At 44.0% G+C, this 18,824-nt stretch carries 21 protein-coding genes and 1 riboswitch; of the genes, 6 read left to right on the top strand and 15 right to left on the bottom strand.

Going from position 1 to position 18,824, the window contains the following annotated elements:
- Positions 1 to 239 precede the first annotated feature (239 nt).
- The 6 genes from FFM70_RS11940 to FFM70_RS11915 all read right to left on the bottom strand — a co-directional run bounded on the left by FFM70_RS11940 (position 240) and on the right by FFM70_RS11915 (position 6,978).
- Positions 240 to 875 carry a deoxynucleoside kinase gene (locus FFM70_RS11940; RefSeq protein WP_137617087.1) on the bottom strand — a complete coding sequence of 212 codons (636 nt, stop codon included), beginning with the start codon at positions 873 to 875 and terminating at the stop codon, positions 240 to 242.
- A gap of 103 nt (positions 876 to 978) precedes the next feature.
- On the bottom strand, positions 979 to 1,746 hold the full coding sequence (locus FFM70_RS11935) for a M15 family metallopeptidase (RefSeq protein WP_223877493.1): 768 nt from the start codon (positions 1,744 to 1,746) through the stop codon (positions 979 to 981).
- 181 nt (positions 1,747 to 1,927) lie between these two features.
- A complete protein-coding gene (locus FFM70_RS11930; protein ID WP_137617086.1) occupies positions 1,928 to 3,376 on the bottom strand; it encodes an amino acid permease in 1,449 nt (482 codons plus the stop codon).
- A 412-nt stretch (positions 3,377 to 3,788) separates the two neighbouring features.
- Positions 3,789 to 3,972, bottom strand: a riboswitch (Lysine riboswitch).
- Positions 3,973 to 4,030: 58 nt separating this feature from the next.
- A complete protein-coding gene (alsS, locus tag FFM70_RS11925; protein ID WP_137617085.1) occupies positions 4,031 to 5,713 on the bottom strand; it encodes an acetolactate synthase AlsS in 1,683 nt (560 codons plus the stop codon).
- A 187-nt stretch (positions 5,714 to 5,900) separates the two neighbouring features.
- On the bottom strand, positions 5,901 to 6,425 hold the full coding sequence (locus tag FFM70_RS11920) for an Rrf2 family transcriptional regulator (protein ID WP_137617084.1): 525 nt from the start codon (positions 6,423 to 6,425) through the stop codon (positions 5,901 to 5,903).
- Positions 6,412 to 6,978 carry a GNAT family N-acetyltransferase gene (locus FFM70_RS11915; protein ID WP_137617083.1) on the bottom strand — a complete coding sequence of 189 codons (567 nt, stop codon included), beginning with the start codon at positions 6,976 to 6,978 and terminating at the stop codon, positions 6,412 to 6,414. The genes FFM70_RS11920 and FFM70_RS11915 overlap by 14 nt, the downstream gene beginning before the upstream one ends.
- Positions 6,979 to 7,039: 61 nt before the next feature.
- Between FFM70_RS11915 and FFM70_RS11910 the strand changes: the two genes are divergently transcribed.
- Positions 7,040 to 7,834 (top strand): lp_1002 family arylesterase, encoded by a 795-nt coding sequence (locus tag FFM70_RS11910; RefSeq protein WP_137617082.1) that lies wholly within the window; start codon positions 7,040 to 7,042, stop codon positions 7,832 to 7,834.
- A gap of 105 nt (positions 7,835 to 7,939) precedes the next feature.
- Here FFM70_RS11910 and FFM70_RS11905 read toward each other — a convergent pair whose 3' ends face one another.
- The gene (locus FFM70_RS11905; protein WP_137617121.1) at positions 7,940 to 8,602 is read right to left on the bottom strand and encodes a phosphatase PAP2 family protein; all 663 of its coding nucleotides are present in this window, start codon (positions 8,600 to 8,602) and stop codon (positions 7,940 to 7,942) included.
- A gap of 269 nt (positions 8,603 to 8,871) precedes the next feature.
- Between FFM70_RS11905 and FFM70_RS11900 the strand changes: the two genes are divergently transcribed.
- Positions 8,872 to 9,882, top strand: coding sequence for an LCP family glycopolymer transferase (locus FFM70_RS11900; RefSeq protein WP_137617081.1), 1,011 nt, complete (start codon positions 8,872 to 8,874; stop codon positions 9,880 to 9,882).
- A 66-nt stretch (positions 9,883 to 9,948) separates the two neighbouring features.
- On the opposite strand, the gene FFM70_RS11895 is transcribed toward FFM70_RS11900, so the two are convergent.
- A complete protein-coding gene (locus FFM70_RS11895) occupies positions 9,949 to 10,929 on the bottom strand; it encodes a L,D-transpeptidase family protein (protein WP_137617080.1) in 981 nt (326 codons plus the stop codon).
- Between the two features lie 146 nt (positions 10,930 to 11,075).
- Here FFM70_RS11895 and FFM70_RS11890 point away from each other — a divergent pair, with 146 nt between their 5' ends.
- Together FFM70_RS11890 and FFM70_RS11885 are read left to right on the top strand one after the other, a co-directional pair.
- A complete protein-coding gene (locus FFM70_RS11890) occupies positions 11,076 to 11,324 on the top strand; it encodes a hypothetical protein (protein WP_137617079.1) in 249 nt (82 codons plus the stop codon).
- 104 nt (positions 11,325 to 11,428) lie between these two features.
- The gene (locus FFM70_RS11885; RefSeq protein WP_137617078.1) at positions 11,429 to 12,133 is read left to right on the top strand and encodes a Tim44 domain-containing protein; all 705 of its coding nucleotides are present in this window, start codon (positions 11,429 to 11,431) and stop codon (positions 12,131 to 12,133) included.
- 52 nt (positions 12,134 to 12,185) lie between these two features.
- Here FFM70_RS11885 and FFM70_RS11880 read toward each other — a convergent pair whose 3' ends face one another.
- The 5 genes from FFM70_RS11880 to FFM70_RS11860 form a co-directional block, all read right to left on the bottom strand.
- Complete coding sequence (locus FFM70_RS11880; RefSeq protein WP_137617077.1) at positions 12,186 to 13,043, bottom strand: alpha/beta hydrolase; 858 nt, start codon at positions 13,041 to 13,043, stop codon at positions 12,186 to 12,188.
- A 110-nt stretch (positions 13,044 to 13,153) separates the two neighbouring features.
- Positions 13,154 to 13,606: a threonine/serine exporter family protein gene (locus FFM70_RS11875; RefSeq protein WP_171002371.1), complete on the bottom strand. Its 453-nt coding sequence runs from the start codon at positions 13,604 to 13,606 to the stop codon at positions 13,154 to 13,156.
- 13 nt (positions 13,607 to 13,619) lie between these two features.
- Complete coding sequence (locus FFM70_RS11870; RefSeq protein WP_137617076.1) at positions 13,620 to 14,363, bottom strand: threonine/serine exporter family protein; 744 nt, start codon at positions 14,361 to 14,363, stop codon at positions 13,620 to 13,622.
- Positions 14,364 to 14,542: 179 nt separating this feature from the next.
- Positions 14,543 to 14,743: a cold-shock protein gene (locus FFM70_RS11865; RefSeq protein WP_137617075.1), complete on the bottom strand. Its 201-nt coding sequence runs from the start codon at positions 14,741 to 14,743 to the stop codon at positions 14,543 to 14,545.
- A gap of 256 nt (positions 14,744 to 14,999) precedes the next feature.
- On the bottom strand, positions 15,000 to 15,647 hold the full coding sequence (locus FFM70_RS11860) for a metal-dependent transcriptional regulator (protein WP_137617074.1): 648 nt from the start codon (positions 15,645 to 15,647) through the stop codon (positions 15,000 to 15,002).
- 234 nt (positions 15,648 to 15,881) lie between these two features.
- Here FFM70_RS11860 and FFM70_RS11855 point away from each other — a divergent pair, with 234 nt between their 5' ends.
- Positions 15,882 to 16,226, top strand: a complete 345-nt coding sequence (locus tag FFM70_RS11855) for a hypothetical protein (RefSeq protein WP_137617073.1) — start codon at positions 15,882 to 15,884, stop codon at positions 16,224 to 16,226.
- Positions 16,227 to 16,275: 49 nt separating this feature from the next.
- Here the strand turns inward: FFM70_RS11855 and FFM70_RS11850 are convergent, their stop codons facing one another.
- Positions 16,276 to 16,926 carry a Crp/Fnr family transcriptional regulator gene (locus FFM70_RS11850; RefSeq protein WP_137617072.1) on the bottom strand — a complete coding sequence of 217 codons (651 nt, stop codon included), beginning with the start codon at positions 16,924 to 16,926 and terminating at the stop codon, positions 16,276 to 16,278.
- Between the two features lie 87 nt (positions 16,927 to 17,013).
- Between FFM70_RS11850 and FFM70_RS11845 the strand changes: the two genes are divergently transcribed.
- Positions 17,014 to 17,571: a hypothetical protein gene (locus FFM70_RS11845; protein WP_137617071.1), complete on the top strand. Its 558-nt coding sequence runs from the start codon at positions 17,014 to 17,016 to the stop codon at positions 17,569 to 17,571.
- A 789-nt stretch (positions 17,572 to 18,360) separates the two neighbouring features.
- Here the strand turns inward: FFM70_RS11845 and FFM70_RS11840 are convergent.
- Entirely contained in the window at positions 18,361 to 18,813 is a 453-nt protein-coding gene (locus tag FFM70_RS11840) for a MerR family transcriptional regulator (RefSeq protein WP_137617070.1), read from the bottom strand.
- Positions 18,814 to 18,824 lie beyond the last annotated feature (11 nt).

The following is an 18,824-nucleotide window of genomic DNA, read 5'->3' as shown; positions in this document are numbered from 1 at the left end:
GCGATAAAAAAACAGTCTCTCCTCCCAGATTGGGACGAAGAGACTGCGATTCGCGGTACCACCCAAGTTCAGGATTACAAAGAATCCCACCCTTAAACGGATAACGGCTCTGCCGTGCAGTATTACCTGCCCACATTGTCGCGTCGGAGTTTCGACACCCGGTTCACACCAACCACCGGTTCTCTGACTGTCTACTTAAAACGCGCCGTGTTTAATATTCTGCTATTACTATAAGGCAACTAAGCTAAACTAGCAACCTTATCATCAATTAATTTAATAACTTGGTCGCGCGCCGCTGGATCAGCGACGAAATCAAGCTTGTCCCCATCGATTTGCATCTTAGGACTGTGATCGTAATTGGCATACCATTGTGTGTAACGATCATTCAATGTTTCATAGTATTTATACAAATCTGGATCTTGATCGATCTGTTCGTATGAACGGCCCCGCTTTTGAATTCGTTTCAACATCGTATCGAACGAAATATTAATGTGAATCAATAAATCAGGATTTTTTTGGTGAGGTGCTTCTGGCAATTCTTGCATCATATTTTTTAGTAAAGAATCATAAATATCAACTTCCGTACTCGTGGCACGGCCTAAGTCGCTATTCAAATGAAACAATAATGAATCCTCAAAAATTGAACGATCTAAAACATCCAAATCGTTGGCAAATGCTGATTTGATACTACCAAGTCGTTTATTTAAAAAGTAGATTTGGAGTAAAAAAGCATATTTTTTAGGATCCTTATAAAATAATGGCAAAATAGGATTGTCATCGACGGATTCGTAAAACGCTTTTGAGCCGAAGTGATCGGCAACTAATTGCGTCAAACTGGTCTTGCCGGCACCGATTGTTCCTGACATTACAAGCATGGGGTTCTCTCCTTTATTCATAAGCAATATTTCGTCTGTTTATTAAAAGCAACACTACATATTGTACGCACACGGTCCGTAAAATGCAATATCTAGTTGCAAGTTACTTGGCGGCTTTTTCGCGTGCTTTCAGCAACGACACGTACTGTTCCAGCGTTAAATTGTGCTTGGTCATGAAGGCCGCACTCTTTTGACCAACATAACGGAAATGCCAGGATTCATACTCAATACCGGTCGATTTTTCACCAGTCTTAGTGAACCGTAAAACAAAGCCATAATCTGGTGCATGTTTGATCAACCATTTTTGCCCAGCAGCCTGGTCTGATTTCGAGAGCAACTGACTTCCGTTGGCGTTGAACCACTTCGTATTCATCACATCAGCGGCCAGCCCAGTTTGGTGCTCACTCCCGCGCGGTACCGCGACAAACTCCTGCGTTAATTTTAAGGCTTGTTTAGCCGTCTTACCTTGATTTTCGTACGATTGAATGGATTGGTCCCACACGGTCTTTTGATACTCAACGGACCGGTAACCGGAAACTAAGGTTGCTGGATAGCCAGCCGCTTTAGCACCATCCAAAAAGGCCGTCAATGGCTTCACAATTGAGCTACGAACTGGGATACCATTAATCGTCGATTTGCTAAAACGCAACTCATTATATTTATGCCATTTATTTACGACCAATAGCGCTGTATCCGTTGATTTGACGCCCTTAGGCAGCTCACTAATTAATTTTTGGCGTTTAGTCTGTGTTTTGACCGTCTTAGTGGAACTAGCTGTCGCCGCCTTTTTGGTGTTCGTGCCGGTTGCACAACCACCCAGCAGACCGGTTAATGCGATCAGTGCTAGTCCAGTAATCATCGTTTTTTTCAAATTCTCTCATTGCCTTTCTTGCTTGTGATCCGATTAATAAAACTCACTGTCATAAGAATAGTTATCACTCGCTGAAGCTTTCATCGCTCAGCGTAAAAACTATCTTGAACCATCCACTAGTCACTGTCAACCTTACCCTAAAAAAAGGGCCTGAGCGAACTCGCTCAGACACAATTTTCAACTAGTCATCCAAATGATGCTTGGTCAGATCAACTTTATCCAACGGAATCAATTTTGTATGATAACGAATTTTGTAATAGAAAAATAACACGACAAATAATGGAATACTCATATAAGTGACACCAATGGCTTGCCAATCTAAGGTCGCAAACGAGTGCAGGTCTTGCCCAATGATAACCACCAAACAGAGAAAGAACGCAAATAATGGCCCAAATGGGAACAACTTTGCATGATAGCGCAACTCACTGACATCGTGCCCCTGTTTAACAAAAGCTTGCCGGAAACGCAAATGTGAAATGGCTATGCCTAGCCAAGCGATAAAACCGGTCAACCCACTCGCTGAAACTAAGAAAATGTAAATACGATCGCCAAACATGCTGGATAAGAAAGTCAACAAACCGATGACTGTCGTCCCAAACAACGCCATGATTGGAATTCCCCGACCATTGACGCGGCCAAATGTCTTCGGGGCATAACCTTGCTTTGAAAGTGAGTACAGCATTCGCGTTGACGCATACATCCCAGAGTTAGCTGCCGATAATACAGACGTTAGGATGACCGCATTCATAATACTTGCTGCCGCGGCTAAACCGGCTTTTTTGAACACTAACGTAAACGGACTAATGGCGATGTCACTCGCAGACGACCCTAACAAATCTTTCGACGTGTAAGGAATGATTGCCGCAATGACAAAAATCGCCAAGATATAAAATAGTAGAATTCGCCAGAAAACTTGTTTAATGGCAGCGGGAATACTTTTTTCAGGCGTGGCGGATTCGCCAGCTGTAATCCCAATTAATTCAGTCCCCTGAAATGAGAAACCAGCGACCACGAACACACTCAAAATCGTCGGAATCCCACCAACAAATGGGGCTTTTTTATAGGTGAAGTTGCTGAGATCAGTGGCACTACTGCCCATAATTCCGAAAATTGTGAGTACCCCGACTACCAAGAAGATTAACACAGTAACCACTTTGATGAGGGATAACCAATATTCCGTTTCACCAAATGACCGGACTGATAAGGCATTGATCGTGAAAATCAAGATTAAAGCAATCAAGCTAAAAATCCATCCTGGAACGTGTGGCAACCAAAATTGCATGACGATTGCTGCCGTACTAATATCGACGGCCAAGGTAATCGCCCAGTTAAACCAATAATTCCAGCCCATTGCAAACCCTAGTGCGGGATCCACAAAGCGGGTGGAATAAGTTGAAAATGACCCTGAAACCGGCAAATAAGTCGCCATTTCACCTAAACTGGTCATTAAGAAATACACCATAATCCCAATCCCAACATAAGCTAACAAGGCCCCACCTGGACCAGCCGTTGAAATCGCGGAACCGGATGCCACAAACAAACCAGTCCCAATACTACCGCCTAATGCAATCATGGAGAGATGGCGCGTCTGTAACGAGCGCTTCACTTCATGCTGTTGTTCTTCTGCCATGCAGAAACCTCCAAAAAATGTTTGACTCTTTCATTAATCCTGATAGTGACTGACAACCTCTCGGCTAGATTCGTTCTTTCCTTTCCAAACAGGATTCAACGTCGGGCGGGCCAAAACTGGCTCAGTGGTGAAGTTTATCTTAGACGGTGATTTTCCGTCTTAGATAAAGCCCGGCTTGTGAGACCGCCCTTTGGCTCACAACCGTGGCCACCACGTTCCAGCCAATTTTGGCCCAACCAGAGTGGCAAGTCAGCACTGATTTTGTTGATTCGTCAATTAAGATTTAACTTAGAGTCGTTTATTTATATCTAAAAGTGTTTCCACCGATTCTGGCATCACAATCCAAAATAAAAAGTCCTTCTGCAAACTGCGCAAAAAGACTTAATCAGATATCATGTTAAATGCTGATTTCATCGTCGATAGCGCCCCGCAACTGAGTCCCAGTTGCGACAGTCCTTGATTTATTCAACCAAGGCCCAACAGCTTTGACGGTAACAGTCAAACCTATTTCGGCAGTTGCCCCTTTCACTGATGATCACCATCGGTTACCCGATTCCGACCAGCTACTCTTGTTAACCGCGTCCTCTTCTTTCGATATACTCAACCATTATACAAAAGCCATTTCAATTTGACAACCGTCAAAAATTTATCAGTCTAATAGAACTGATCAGGCAACATTGTTTTACCTAAGGCTTTGTTGTCGGAATAATCAATCGGAATATCCACAACAACGGGACCCTTAGTCTTGAACGCTTTATCGAGCACAGCCTCCAAATCACTCGGCTGATCAACTCTGAGGCCTTTAGCGCCAAAGCTTTCAGCGTACTTTACAAAGTCAACGGGGCCAAAGCTGACCGCCGCATCTTCACCATACTTCATTTCTTCTTGGAATTTCACCATATCGTAATTGCCGTCATTCCAAATCAAATGGACAATGTTTAAATTCAAGCGAACTGCCGTTTCCAATTCTTGACTTGAAAATAAGAAGCCACCGTCACCAGAAACTGACACGATTTGCGTATTTGGTCGAACTAACGCCGCCGCAATCGCCCATGGCAAAGCTACCCCAAGTGTCTGCATCCCATTACTGAACAAGAGATGCCGTGGTTCGTAGCTTCGAAAATGGCGCGCCATCCAAATGTAAAAGCTCCCTACATCGACTGTCACCGTCATTTCATCCGTCACGCGTTGTTGTAACGCGGCAATAACTGATAAGGGGTGACTGAGTGTCGAATCGGCATCAATATTAGGGACAAAATCGCGAGTCTTCAATTTTTCTTGTAGCTCACGTAAATAAGCTTTGGACGTTACACTAATATCGTAGCCGTTCATGTATGGCAACAAGAAGTCCAACGTCTGCGCAATGTCGCCGACCAATTCAGTCTCTGGTTGGAAGTTATGATCAATTTCGGCACGCATAGCGTCAATCACAACAATACGGGAGTTACCTTCAGCGTTCCAGTTACGTGGTTCATATTCGATTGGATCATAACCGACCGCAATCACTAAATCAGATTTCTTCAATAACATGTCGCCCGGTTGGTTCCGGAATAAGCCGACCCGTCCAAAGAAGTGATCTGCTTCCAAGTCGCGTGAAATGACCCCAGCCGCTTGGAATGTTTCAACAACAGGTAAGTTAGCTGCTTTCACTAAGTTCCGAATCGCTTGTGTGACTTCTGGTGAAGATGCCCGCATCCCAACAAGCAAAACTGGTAAGTTGGCCGCTTTGATTTTTTGTGCCAATAAGGTCGCTTCAACCGGACTGGCTGGCCCTAATTTTGGTGCTTGCAACGGATTAATGACCGGTGTCCGGACAATTGAATCGGTCACATCTTGGGGAATGCTGACAAAACTAGCCCCTTGTTTAGCAGCAACCGCTGATTGATAGGCGTTCGCAATCACTTCTGAGACGTTCTCAGGTTCTTGGACTTCGGCACTGTATTTCGTAATTGGTTCAAATAAGGCCGCGTTATCCATGCTTTGATGCGTCAACCGGAGTAAATCGGCCCGTTGTACTTGACCAGAAATGGCCAAAACTGGATCACCTTCGGCCGTGGCCGTCACTAAGCCGGTCGCTAAATTACTAGCACCAGGACCAGAAGTGGTCATAACGACCCCTGGTTTACCGGTGATTCGACCAATCCCTGCCGCAATAAAGGCGGCGTTTTGTTCATGGCGTGTCACGATCAACTTGGGGCTCTTAGGATTAACAGGGTGTTCTAAACGTTCGAAAACGCGGTCAATCTTAGCGCCGGGAATCCCAAAAACGTATTTAACGTCATGATTTGCCAGACTGTCAACGATTGCGTCGGCGCCATAATACTTTTTATCTGCCATTTTTTTGCTCGCTCCTATTTGTGAAAATTATTGTTAGAATACCATAGATAGCCTTGCAATAACAGTGATTGTTCACTTGTGAAAAAAGTTTCCTATTTCAACTTGACCAATAGTCCAGCTGAATCCTGTAGTAACCACAAAAGCCTCATCGAAACCGCATACATTTCTAATTTGTTTGTATGAGGGTTCACTTTTCAACCCGCATTCGGGCCAATAAACGATTCAATTGGGACATCTTGTCTTCAGTTTGATTGTTCCAATTTAATACTGGAATCTGACTAACGGCTAGCAAATCCTTAATTAACGCGGCAATTTTTTGTTGACTCAAAAACTCAAGCCAAAGTTCATCAGCTTGTGAAAAAATCGCATTGACGACTTTGGTCCCCTCATCTGCGACTGGTTGGACATCTTTAAAAACTTGGTCAAAATAGCCCCGGTCGGGAAAAGTATGCAGTGGCCCCTCAATCGCCACCACGACATCTTTAATTGAAATCGTTTCGGGTGATCTGGCTAACTGAACCCCACCATTATTGCCACTCGTTGACGCCACCAAGTCTGCGACGACCAATTTCCGAATAATTTTACGAATATACGAGGCTGAACCGCCGATTCGTTCATGAATCACATCCGACGTGAGCGGAATATCTGGTCGTTGTGTCGCCAATAAAACTAGCACACAGGCGGCTTGTTCAAATGATTTAGCGAGTTGCATGGCAATCATCTCCATTTGCGGGAACTAGCTCAAAAAACAACTCAGTTTGACCCGCACCAAACTGAGCATAGGCAGGATGTGTCACTTGATCGTATTGTCGAAACCCCGCGTGTTCCAAAATTAACTTGGAGGCAATATTAGGGGCTAAACAACTGGCGGTCAATCGTCGTAATTTTAAGTCTTGCAACGCATAATTGACAATCAAATGCACCGCCGCCGTCATGTAGCCATGCCCCCAGGCGCTTGCCGTTAACATATAGCCCAGATCCATTTGTTGTGCTGCGGGCTCGCCTTGTGCATTCATCCGCTCGTATAGCCCTACGCTCCCAATCACTTTGGCCGACTTGGTCAAGACGATTGCGTACACTTCCGGCATTTTTAACTGCCGACTTAGTAAGTATTCCGCCTCAACTAAACTGTTAGTCGGGGTGAAGCCAGCATTGACCGCCACATTAGGATCGCGTACCATTTCAAAATAGTCTGCCGCGTCGCCAATGACAAATGGTCGTAATTTTAATTGTTCATCCTGTAACTCAGACGTTGCCTCAAGCATCACTGAGCCCCCTCGCTTGCGTTATAATAGTTATGTTAACCATATCAATAGAGGTGATTGCATGCAAGTGATTCAGCAAAAATTAGGCACCGGACCAGCACAACTGACCGGTTTTCTACACACGCCGGATCAAAATACCGGTAAAACACACTATCCGGCGATTATTATCGTTCCTGGTGGAGGCTATACGCACATTCCAGTCGGCCAAGCTGAAACATTGGCCATGGCGTTTGCCGGGCACGGCTATCAAGCGTTCTATCTGGAATACACCTTATTAAGTGATCAGCAACCATTGGGATTGGCACCCGTCTTGGATCTCGCCCGCGCAATGCAACTGATTCGCCAACAAGCCACTAGTTGGCACATCGATTCCGAACAACTCACACCAGTTGGCTTTAGCGTCGGCGGCCATATCGTAGCCCTTTATAATGACTACTGGCAAACGAAACTGCCAGCCTTGCTTCAAACCACCGCAGCGGAGTTAAAGCCTCGCAACGTGATCTTGAGCTATCCCGTCATTAACCCCACGGACGGCTATCCAACTGATGCCGCAACTCTAGCAAAATGGACTAGTAACGTCAGTGAAATGGCGGCCGAGACCCAAGTTAATGTCCAAAATCGACCGACCTTTATTTGGGTGACAGCGGACGACCCGCTTGTCCCAGCGACTAACGCGTTAGCATATGCCAGTGCCTTAGCACAACAACAACTCCCATATGAGCTACATGTCTTTAATCATGGGCCACATGGGCTCGCACTAGCCAATGCGCAAACTGCTTGGAAAGCCGATGCTGATCAGCCTCACGCCGCTCATTGGCTTACTTTGGCCCTTGAATGGCTACAAAGCCAGGCCTAATTTCACAAAAAAGTACCATACTAAAATAGTCGTTCAGAAATCTTCAACTGATTTCTGAACGACTATTTTAGTGGCGCACAAACACATTTAGATTGTTCAGCCAACTTACAAATAAGACCGATAAAATAAGCGCCAATTTAATAATCTCGGTGCATAGGCAATATACAGCCATGACATCACTTCGACCCACAGCCAGCCCAACAAAACTGCACCAATCGTATCAGTCGGGTAATGCGCCTGTAAATAAACCCGCGCCACCATGACTAATAATAGCCAGATAATACTTGCCCATTTGATGATTTGCGCCAATCGATAATTATCTATTTCCGGCACGATAATAATGATAATCGTTGCCACTAACAAGAAAGTTCCCAAGGTGTGCCCGCTTGGATAACTGTAACCGTCATCCGACGCCAAATGGCCAATTGGCCGGTCACGCGCAATCAGATGCTTAAAAATAAAGTCCAGCACAACACCACCGGCCATTAAGGCCAACGACCACAATGCCTGAATTTTGTACTTAAATCCATACAGTAAAAATGCCAACAACACCATCCAAAGCACATCCCGGCCTGGAGAAGCAAGCCAACTGATTACGGTAAACAGGCCAGTGAAAAAGCCGTTCACTTTAATCGTTGCCAACGAACTCAAGCCAGCATCCAATAGATCGATACCAACTGCACCAGCGTGAATAAAATAGCTCAGGTACGCAAATAAGATGACTGCAATGACGAATTTGACCGGCCGAAGACGCGACTTATCGATCATCAAAACTAGAACCCCCATTAATATTAACAATTAAAAAAATTATACCATACGCCATTTACGGACAGAAATAACGCCAGCCTTATTTAGGGAACCTTAAAAAATCACAAAGAAAACTTAAATCCATCACTTTGCCGGCTAAAAACAGGTATGATTGTAGTCGAGTTATAGGGTGCTTAAGATTCTTAGGGGTTAATTGGAATTTGTTTCCGATAACGCAAAAAAATGCTAAACTATGTATAGTTTTTACATAACCATTGGAGGAAAAATTCATGGAAGAAATGCCAAGTCGTTCACAGATGCATCAGGATAATTCAGGGGGCGAAGGTCCAAAGAAAAAACATCCAGTTCGAAATACCATTTTAATCATTATTGCGGTATTGCTAGTTGGTGTTGGCGCTTTTGCCGCTCGAACTTATTTTAATGCCAAGAATGCGGCTAAGATTGTGTATCAAAGCAGTGGCATCAAAAAGTCACGGGATACTTCGGCTGTCTTAAATGGTAAAAAGCCAGTCTCAATTCTGTTACTTGGGACCGATACTGGGGCATTGGGTCGTGATTACAAAGGCCGAACGGATACGATTATCTTAGCAACCATCAACCCGTCGACTAAAACAACGACGTTAATGAGTTTGCCACGAGATTCTGAAGTTTCGATTTCAGGTTTCGAGCAAGACTTCCCTGCTAAGCTCAATGCAGCTTATGCTTACGGTAGTGCTGGGACAACGATTAAAACTGTTCAAAAATGGTTGAATGTTCCAATTGACTACTATGCTTTGATCAACATGGGTGGCATGAAGAAAGTCGTTGATGAAGTTGGCGGTGTTGACATCACCCCAATTCGGTCCTTTACCTATGAAGGATATACCTACACTAAAGGTGTTAAGACGCATATGAATGGTGCCAAAGCGCTTGGCTACTCACGGATGCGTTACGATGATCCATTGGGTGACTATGGACGGCAACAACGTCAACGTCAGTTAATTACCGCCATCATCAGTGAAAGTACTAATGCAACGAACTTAATGAAACAAGACTTCTTAAAGTCCTTAGCTAAGGAAACGCGGACCGATTTAACGTTCAGTAACTTGACTAGCATCGTCTCCAACTATCGTTCTTCAACCAAGAACATTGTTTCAGACCACGCCCAAGGGAATGGTAAAATGATCAACGGTCAATCCTTCGAAGTTGTGCCTCAAACTGAAAAGCAACGCGTCACTAATGTTATTCGAAAGTCCCTAGATCTTAAAGCAGCCACAACTGGTTCCATGTACGGTAAATAATCACAATAGTACAAAAAAATTCCTGTCAATCAACTTTGACAGGAATTTTTTACGCTAACAACTGTATTAATAATTTTGTAACTGAGCAACCTTTTGCACGTCAATGACATAGGCTTGTTGGCCTAATTGACTAACTAGGTTGCGTAACTCTGGTAAACTGATCGAGACACAGCCCGCTGTTGCCCATTGATTTTTGACATGAATAAAGAAGCCCGAACCATTATTTTGACCACGATTATCCATGACAACTGCTAACTCGTACTGATTATGTGGCGCCGCACGTGTGTAATCGATCAGGTGTTCATTCTGATTATTCGCCCACCCGCGCGTCTGCCAAGTATTATATTGACGGTCATTGGGATCTTCAATCCAGTAACTGTTAGCCTTAATTTGACGATAGCTCATGCCCGCCGTGCGAGCCGTCGTTGCCTTACCAAAGGCAGTACTCAAATGATACGCTCCAATCGGTGTCGTACTGCTACCTTCTCTCGAATGACCAATGCCATTCGCACCAATTCGACTGCTGGCAGTTAACTCATTTTGCCAAGTTGCATTCCGCTGCTTCTGCCATAATTTCAACGTTGCCGTGGATGGCCCATTCTGAACCACGGTCACGATCTGTTGCGCTTTTTTGGCGACTTTCGTTTGGGCTACTAACTGTGCCTCCGTTTTAGGTACACTGGCAGTAGCTTTCGATTTTAGATAACCACTCCAAATCCAGCCGGTCGCATTATTCTTACTGTTGTGCACCCAGTAATACAAAACGCGTTTCCCGTTCATCATGATATAAGTTTTCTGTGTCGTCACCCAAGTCGTATTTCGATAATTTTTTAAATCATGATTAGCTTTAAAAGTCCAACGACTGTAATTGCCATTCGCTCTAAAAGTATGTGACTTAGTATCCGTCGTATAGTAGGCCTTTTTTGCAACCGGTGTCGTGCGTGTGCGCCGATAAGTCCGGCTAGCCATGACCCCCTGTGGTGTTGCAAGCAGCACTACTACCAGCATCATGGCCCCACCGATGACCCGTTTTAACCTTTTTTTCATGTGCGCCCTCCTAATTAAAATCACAAACAATTAACACAATTAATATAATACTCAGTGAACCGATAAAACGCAATAATTATTATGCGGTAATCGTAAACAACCCCATGATATAATGAAACATCAGCTTAATAGGAAGAGGTAATCTCATGTCACAAGCAAAATTTGAACTAGCCAGTCAGTATCCAGACGGTCCCGCCTTAGGGGCGGCGGTTGAAAAAATCAAAGATAACCCTAGCAATGGTTTGAGCGTTCGCTACGCTACTCGGAACAACGATGAAATCAAATTCATCTTCACCGATATGAAAACCGGTAAAATCACCGAAATGGCCTATCAGAAAACCGACACTGGTAGCTGGGTCTTTAACGCTGCTGAATCGACCCGCCTGTCTGACTAGCAACGAACTGAACTTTACTCATTAATTACACGAACTTAACAATCAGTGATCACTCATTATGTTAAACTTAATGCACTTAATCCTTGAACGGAAGTGCACTAACTTTGAGAAAATGGGGTCTAACACTAACCGTCGCAATTTTGCTATTACTCACCCCATTACCTGCAATGGCACGGGCCGGTGGGAGTACTGGCGGTAACGCAGGTGGTGGTACTAGCAACGGCGGCACGACTAGTACTTATAACAACAATGATTACGACAACGGTGGTTATTACGGTGGTGGCTATTATCACCGGACAAATATTTTTGATGTGATTATTTTTGCTGGTTTTGGGTTATTGTTTATTGTTCCTGGCGTGCGTCAAATTCGACAACGACGGCAAAAGCAACACCTAGCGCCTCAAAATACCATGCCATTATCAGCTGAGCAACGCAGTGAATTTGAGCCATTCTTTTACAAGGTTGAAACTGCCTGGACCAAGAATGATTTAAACACACTCAGTACCTTAATGGGATCACGCTATTTTGCCAAGCAGCGCCGAATTCTAAAAAAATACCAGCAACAACATAAAACGGATCAATTAGAGGGACTCGTGATTATAGATTTGGCTCAAGAAATCACGACTACGCCAGCCAAGTTAAACGTAGTCGTGACCGCGCAAGCTCGCGACTACTTCCAGTATGACAATCAGTCAGCGGCTTATAACCAAAACAGCCATGACAAAACTTATATTGAACGTTTCACCGAAGTTTGGGAAATGACACGTAACGCCAATCATCAACTCGTTCTTAATCGAATCCGACAATAGTTAACCAAAATGAAAGCACCAGCCCAATTTGTGAGCCGGTGCTTTCATTTTGCTATTTTCCCCATAGAAAATGGATCAGACTACGATCCACTTGGGGATTCTCATGTAATTTCGAATGTCTTGCGAGTTTACCGGTGAATTCTTTTTCTTGGTAACTTTTCGCTCGCGGCGCAACCAAATATTTTAAGGAGAGTGTCGCCACATTCGGGACCGTCCCATCCGTATGACCACCAATATTGCCATACAGATTCAACACTTTAACTTGCTGTTTAGGCAAAACCTGTCGCAACTTGGTCATTTCACGATAAGTGGCGTTCATTTTATTCGGTTTACCAGCCGCATTCAAGGTCAATCCCGCTGGTTGGGTGACACTTGCTGGCATCCCTTTGAAATCCAACCCAGCAAAATGCCCGGCAATATCGACTTGCTTTGACAACTTTGGTAACTGCCGATTGCCAGCATTGTTCAATGAATAATAGATCAACGAAATATTTCCCAGCGAATGTCCGACCATGTTAATGCGCTTAAAATGATACTGTTTCTGTAACGCGACAACCACGTTTGCTGCCCACTGGCCGTGTTTGCGATAATTGAGTTCTTTATTATTGGCATAATTCACTTCAACAATCGGATTGATCGCACCCGGGCGAATTTTGCCAACTAATTTCACCTGACCATTTTTAGCAACCATCGCGCGAATAATCGTCTTGGTGACACCGGCTTGCTTAGCCGCATCCGCCATGTGTTCCTCTGCATGATAGCTACTCCCACCGCCATGAAAAAACAAGGTTGGCGTGGTACTTTGCACATATTTTGTCGTCTTTAACTGGCGACCACAACCCACTAGGCTAATCGTTAACACAAGGGCTAAAATCAAACCCGATACGTGTCTAAACTTTTGACTGTTCATTAATAACTCCCCCATCTTCAAGCTAAACTCATCATACTAGCTTCGAGTAGGTCTAATGCAAGTCATCCGACAAAAAAAGTCACCACTATCTTGTGATGACCATCCCCGATTTAGGATCGCAACTGTTGCCAATGTTGACGACAAAACGCGATCAATTGATTTAATAACTCTGCAACCAAAAATCCCAACGCAATTGCGCCAGTAATGACGACCACCTGTAACATAAACCCAACCGCTTGATCATAGTTGCCTAACGCAAAATTACGCACCATTTGATAAGCTTGGCTCCCAGGGACAAACGAAACTAAGCTGGGAATATTGAAAATAATTGAGGGCATCTTTTTATAACGTGCCGCGAGACTGCTTAAAACCCCGATTCCGACCGAACCAATGAAACTGCCGAGTACGACACCACCATCAAATACTTGGACGAGCAAGTAGCCACCCCAAGTCACAGTCCCAATCCAGCCAGCGAGATTTAACGCTTGATGTGGGATATTGATAATCAAGCCGAATCCCAGAACGGCCAAATAAGCTAATATTAATTGTCCAATGACACCCATCAGCACGTCCTCCTCAAAAAATCGTAATCACGACAGCAATGCCAAAGCCCAATGCTGCCGCCGAAATGAGTGCTTCAACTGCGCGCGCCGGACCACTGACAAAATTTCCTGCTAAAATATCGCGGACCGCATTTGTCAGCGGGACCCCCGGAACTAGCGGCATCAACGCCCCAATAATGATATCGTTGATGTTTGTCCCCCAACCAATCTGATAGGTCCATTCAGCCGCAAACCCAATAAACAATGCGGCGGCTAATTCGCTCAAAAATTTAATTTTCAAATAACGGTTCAATAAATAAAAGACTAAGTAACCCAGGGTCCCAATCAACACCGTTGGCCAAGTATTGATCGTTTCTTGACGGAACATGATCATCAGCGGGCCACTAACTAGGGCCGCTCCTACCAGCTGTAACCATAACGGAAATGAACGTGACGCCTGATCCAACTGATTCAACCGGGCATGTAGCGTTGGTAGATCAATTCGTTGGTCCGCGAACTCACGAGAATACTGATTCACCTGCGCGACTTTTTCCAAATCAATTGTCCGTTTCGTGATTGAAGCAATCTGCGTGGCATTCCGACCTTGAATCGACATCATAACCCCAGTAATCGTCACATAGGTGTTCGCCTGCACGACGCCGGCGTTTTGCGCAATTCGCGTCATGGTATCGTCGACCCGTGAGATCTCCGACCCATTCTCAACCATGATTTTGCCCGCTTTTAAGCAGGTCGCAATTATTAATTCATCCGTCGTCATTTCAGCAGCCCCTTCATCGTCGTCTCAATTTCTCAATAGCCTAACTTTAAGCTAAATTCAGCGCCACGGCCACCTTTATCTTCAAAAACGACGAAAAAAACCGGCCATGGAAGTTTCCCTCCATAACCGGTCTTTGAAGTTTCTCTAACAAGTTAGAGAAAAGCCTTTTAAGCCGTTAATTAGTCTTTAGTAACGTTAACTGCTTGTGGGCCACGATCGCTTTCTTCAACGTCGAATGATACAGCTTGGCCTTCTTCAAGAGTCTTGAAGCCGTCTTCTTGGATAGCTGAGAAATGTACGAATACATCGCTACCGTTTTCGCGAGTGATAAAACCAAAACCTTTATCGGCGTTAAACCATTTAACTGTTCCATGTTCCATAATAAAAAATCCTCCTAGTGCTTTTTTGCACATATAAATTAATGTAAATCATGATTCGGTGCAAATGGGGATAGTTTATTGAAACGATCTGACCAAAATTACCTAACCAAGCTACAAGAGTAATTGTAGCATATTGTCTTTGAAAAGGATAGCGAATCACGTGGATTTCCAAAATTCTTTTATCAAACGATTAAGAATTCCGAAAAATCAGTGAGCCATCGCCACATTTCGTTAATCGATTTTCAAACATAACGGTCTATTTAACAAAGATGTTATGAGCCGCTTTGTAGCTAACCGGAATTTGTTGGCCGGTCGTTTGAACCTCGATCGTCACCGGACCCTCAAACGGATCATGTTTGATGACTTTAACTGATTGCCCAATTTTCAAAGCAATATCATGTAAGTAAAGTAATAAATCATGATTATCAATAAACCGTTCGATTGAAACCACCGTACCATCTTCGGTATCGGCTAGCGCAGTATGGCTGTCTTCCGTATAGTGACCATCCTTATCCGGAATCGCGCCACCATGTGGACAATGCGTTGGGTGACCTAAGTAAGACTCCAGTGAATCCACCAAGCGTTCACTCGTCACATGTTCCAAAACTTCTGCTTCGGAATGCACATCTGGCAAATCATAATTTAACTTATCAACCAAAAAGTCTTCCCAGATACGATGCTTCCGGACCAATGTCTCCGCATACCGAATCCCTTCAGCAGTTAATGAGATGCCAGCGTAAGGCGTGTGTTTAGCCAAACCATCTTGCACTAATTTACCAACCATTTCCGTCACGGAGCCGGCTGCGATGTCTAAGCTAAGTGCAATTTGCTTATTCGACACCTTTTTCTTCGTACCACCAAGTTCGAAAATAATTTTCAAGTAATCTTCCTTCATGGGGGTCATGAATTTACTTCACCTCAACTAAATTTTTCTGTCTGCTTAATTAATGTATCGTACACCATTTACAATTTTTTTACCACTCGTTAATTAAGTGGCGCTAATTTTGACAATTCTTTGAAAAGCCACGGTAATCGTGCCATAATTAAATTGTAGCGCAAAACTGTGACTTACGGGTCATAGCCGTTTTAAAATTTATTTTTTTCGGACCGTGCTTCAAACCTAAGGAGGAACCGCATCGTGAATGATGATGCTCAATTATCCATTACCCAACTTAATGATAGCTTGCAACATAAAGCTGTTGAAAGCTTTGCCAAATTTTATCAACAGCTTTTTGATGCCAACAATCTTGAGCTAATGTCCAATTATGATGTCGTCAACTATATGACTGACATTAATGAACATTTAAACCTGTCACGTTTCATGACTAAGGATCAACGTCTCACCGATAGTGTTGACTTTTCCTATCAAGACTACCTAACCTTAATTGACCGCTTGGATCAAAAGTACTTTGAGAGCGGCAATCCAGCCGTCAATTGGGACGAATGGTATGCTGGACACTTCGCGCAAGTTGCGAAATCATAAACAACCACTATTAAACTCAGACGATGAGGTCGGTGCAACTGCACTGGCCTCATTTTTCGATTAACGTGATTTGACGGCCGTCAATTTTGAGTACCCCCTCTTGTCCCAACTGCGCTAGTTGCCGACTCAACGTTTCTGGCGTAATGCCTAAATAACTCGCCAATTCTTTCTTCTTTTCCGGTAATGTGAACGGATTTTGTTGTTGTTGTTCACAGAGCTGTTGTAAATAAACTAAAATTCGATTCTTCGATTTTAAATTACCAGTCAAAGCACTCACGGACTCTAACGCAGTCAACCGATCACCTAACACATTGAGCAAGTTAATGGCGACTTGGGGCACTCGGTGAATCAACGCCTGAAAGTCATCCCGACTAATTGAACAAACTAAGCTATCCTCAGCAGCTTCGGCATAATTATAATGTTGATGCTGTGTAAAGAGGGCCGCTTCACTATCGATTGCCCCCGCCCGTAACATGTACAATACTTTTTCCTTACCATTTTCATCCAACTGATAAACTTTCACCCGACCTTGATCCACGATCATCATCCGTTTTAACGGGGTCAGTGGCTGATATAAAAGCTGACCGCGTTTAACTAATTCCTGATGGACCGAGATTTGAGCTAGCTCAGCAATATCTGCTGCGGCTAAGCCTTTAAAGATTGGTGCGCCTTGCACACATTTAATTGCAGAATGTGTCATTTTCCACTCTTTTCTTGATAATTATCAATTTTTCGGCTGCAACTATAGTATACACTAACGATATCAACTTAACGGAGGCAATGACTTATGAAAATCTATCGTGCAAAGATCGTACCACTAAATGCTGAAAAAATTGGGACTGCAGCACATGGCAGTGCTTTATTAGTAATCAACGGAGAAAGCTTAACGATTAACTTGGAACTATTCGACACACCCGCTAATGCCCAACATTGGGAACATTTCCACGGCTTTCCGGATGGTCGGCCAGCTGCCATTGCCACGATGGCACAAGATGTTAATCAAGATGGCTTCGTTGATTTGCCCGAAACCGGAGCTGTTTCGGGTACGACGATGGTTCCTTTGGACGCTGCACCACACAAAATGAACATTCCTAACGACGACTATCCAGTGGCGAATGCTAACGGCTACTTTGCTTACACTAAGGTCGTGCCACTAAAAGAATTGACAGCAAATTTCAAAGCCACCTTTAACGACAGCGAACTTGAATTAGATAAGCGCGTCATTTACGTCCATGGTGTCACCGACGATGTTTCCCTGCCAGATACAGTTGCTGGTGCAGTTGGACATTACTCCACACACGTCACCTTGCCGATTGCCGTTGGTAAAATCGAACGTGTTGACTAACTTGATTGCCTTGTAGGCTTCAATCAGACTAGACAGTTAACCCGCCTTCACAGCTTGAAGGTGGGCTTTTTTGGTTAAGTACGACATCTTAAAGTAATGATGGTTATGGTCATGAATGACCAATTTGGCCCATAAGTTGCGACTATTGCAATTATAGCCGGTCGGCGAAAGAGGGCTACTTTGATAGTCAAAACATACTCAGCCAACGGGCGTCGGCCGCTTAGCTACGCCAGTTAACCACTCTTTCTACCTAAATAGTCGAAACGTGTAAAATTCGACTGCGGGCTCCGCTTATCCCGGTTAAGCAACCACTCGGACCTAGATAGCCGAAACGTGTTCGGTCAACCTGCGTCCTTCGCTTAGCTACGCCACCAGCACCATGCAAAATCCGCATGATACTGATGGCTAGGCTATGCTCGGAAGCAACCCGGTTGACCTCACACTCTTGCAATAAAAAAAGACCCAAGCTTTCCCACAGCACTTGGGCCCTACTAGTAAGTATCATCACCGGACAATTGAAAACTACTTCTAGATTCAATTACACGTTGTTTTATGCACGATCACTACCTGGACTAATCCAGGCATCTCTCAGCGCTAGTTTCGCGCTCTGTTGTAAATCTCTTTGCAAAGTTAAACTTCAAAACACGACCAACATGACAACGGTCAATCCAGCCATAAGATCGATTGACGAGTGGGAAACTTGTTGTCCGCATGACTTACCGATACTTACCGACTTAAATCTACCATTAATTAACCGGTTTCACAAGCTAGAAGCCAGCAACGGTTCAGTTATTTTTTCGGATAGACCCGATAATGAGGTTCATTTCCAATAATATAAACATATAAATTCTGCGTATGGGCTTCATCAAAATAGCCCAGATTGATCATATGATGACCATCCCGCTCCTCAACACCTTGAAACGCGTTGGTGGCAAAAATTCGCATCATTTCCATCTGCGTGCTTTGCTCCGTCGCTCGTTGTGCGGCCGCAGCTAAGGTGAATCCCTCATCTAACATTGCTTTAATGAAATGAACCCGCATTAACGTGCCATAAGAAAAACGATGAACGGTATTTTTTTCGGTAACTTTTTGACTATGAATGTACCCTTTTTGTTCCCAATAACGTAATTGGGTCTGTGAAACGCCAGTCGTCTTAGCAAGATCACTAATACCAACTGTGAATTGATGCTTATTCACTTGCGCTTTTAAATTTTTAAAAAATGCTGCATTCTGATTGTTCACTTGGCGGCCTC

This window comes from Lactiplantibacillus nangangensis, assembly GCF_005405065.1.
GTDB lineage: Bacteria > Bacillota > Bacilli > Lactobacillales > Lactobacillaceae > Lactiplantibacillus > Lactiplantibacillus nangangensis.
This window is presented reverse-complemented; position numbering and strand designations above follow the sequence as displayed.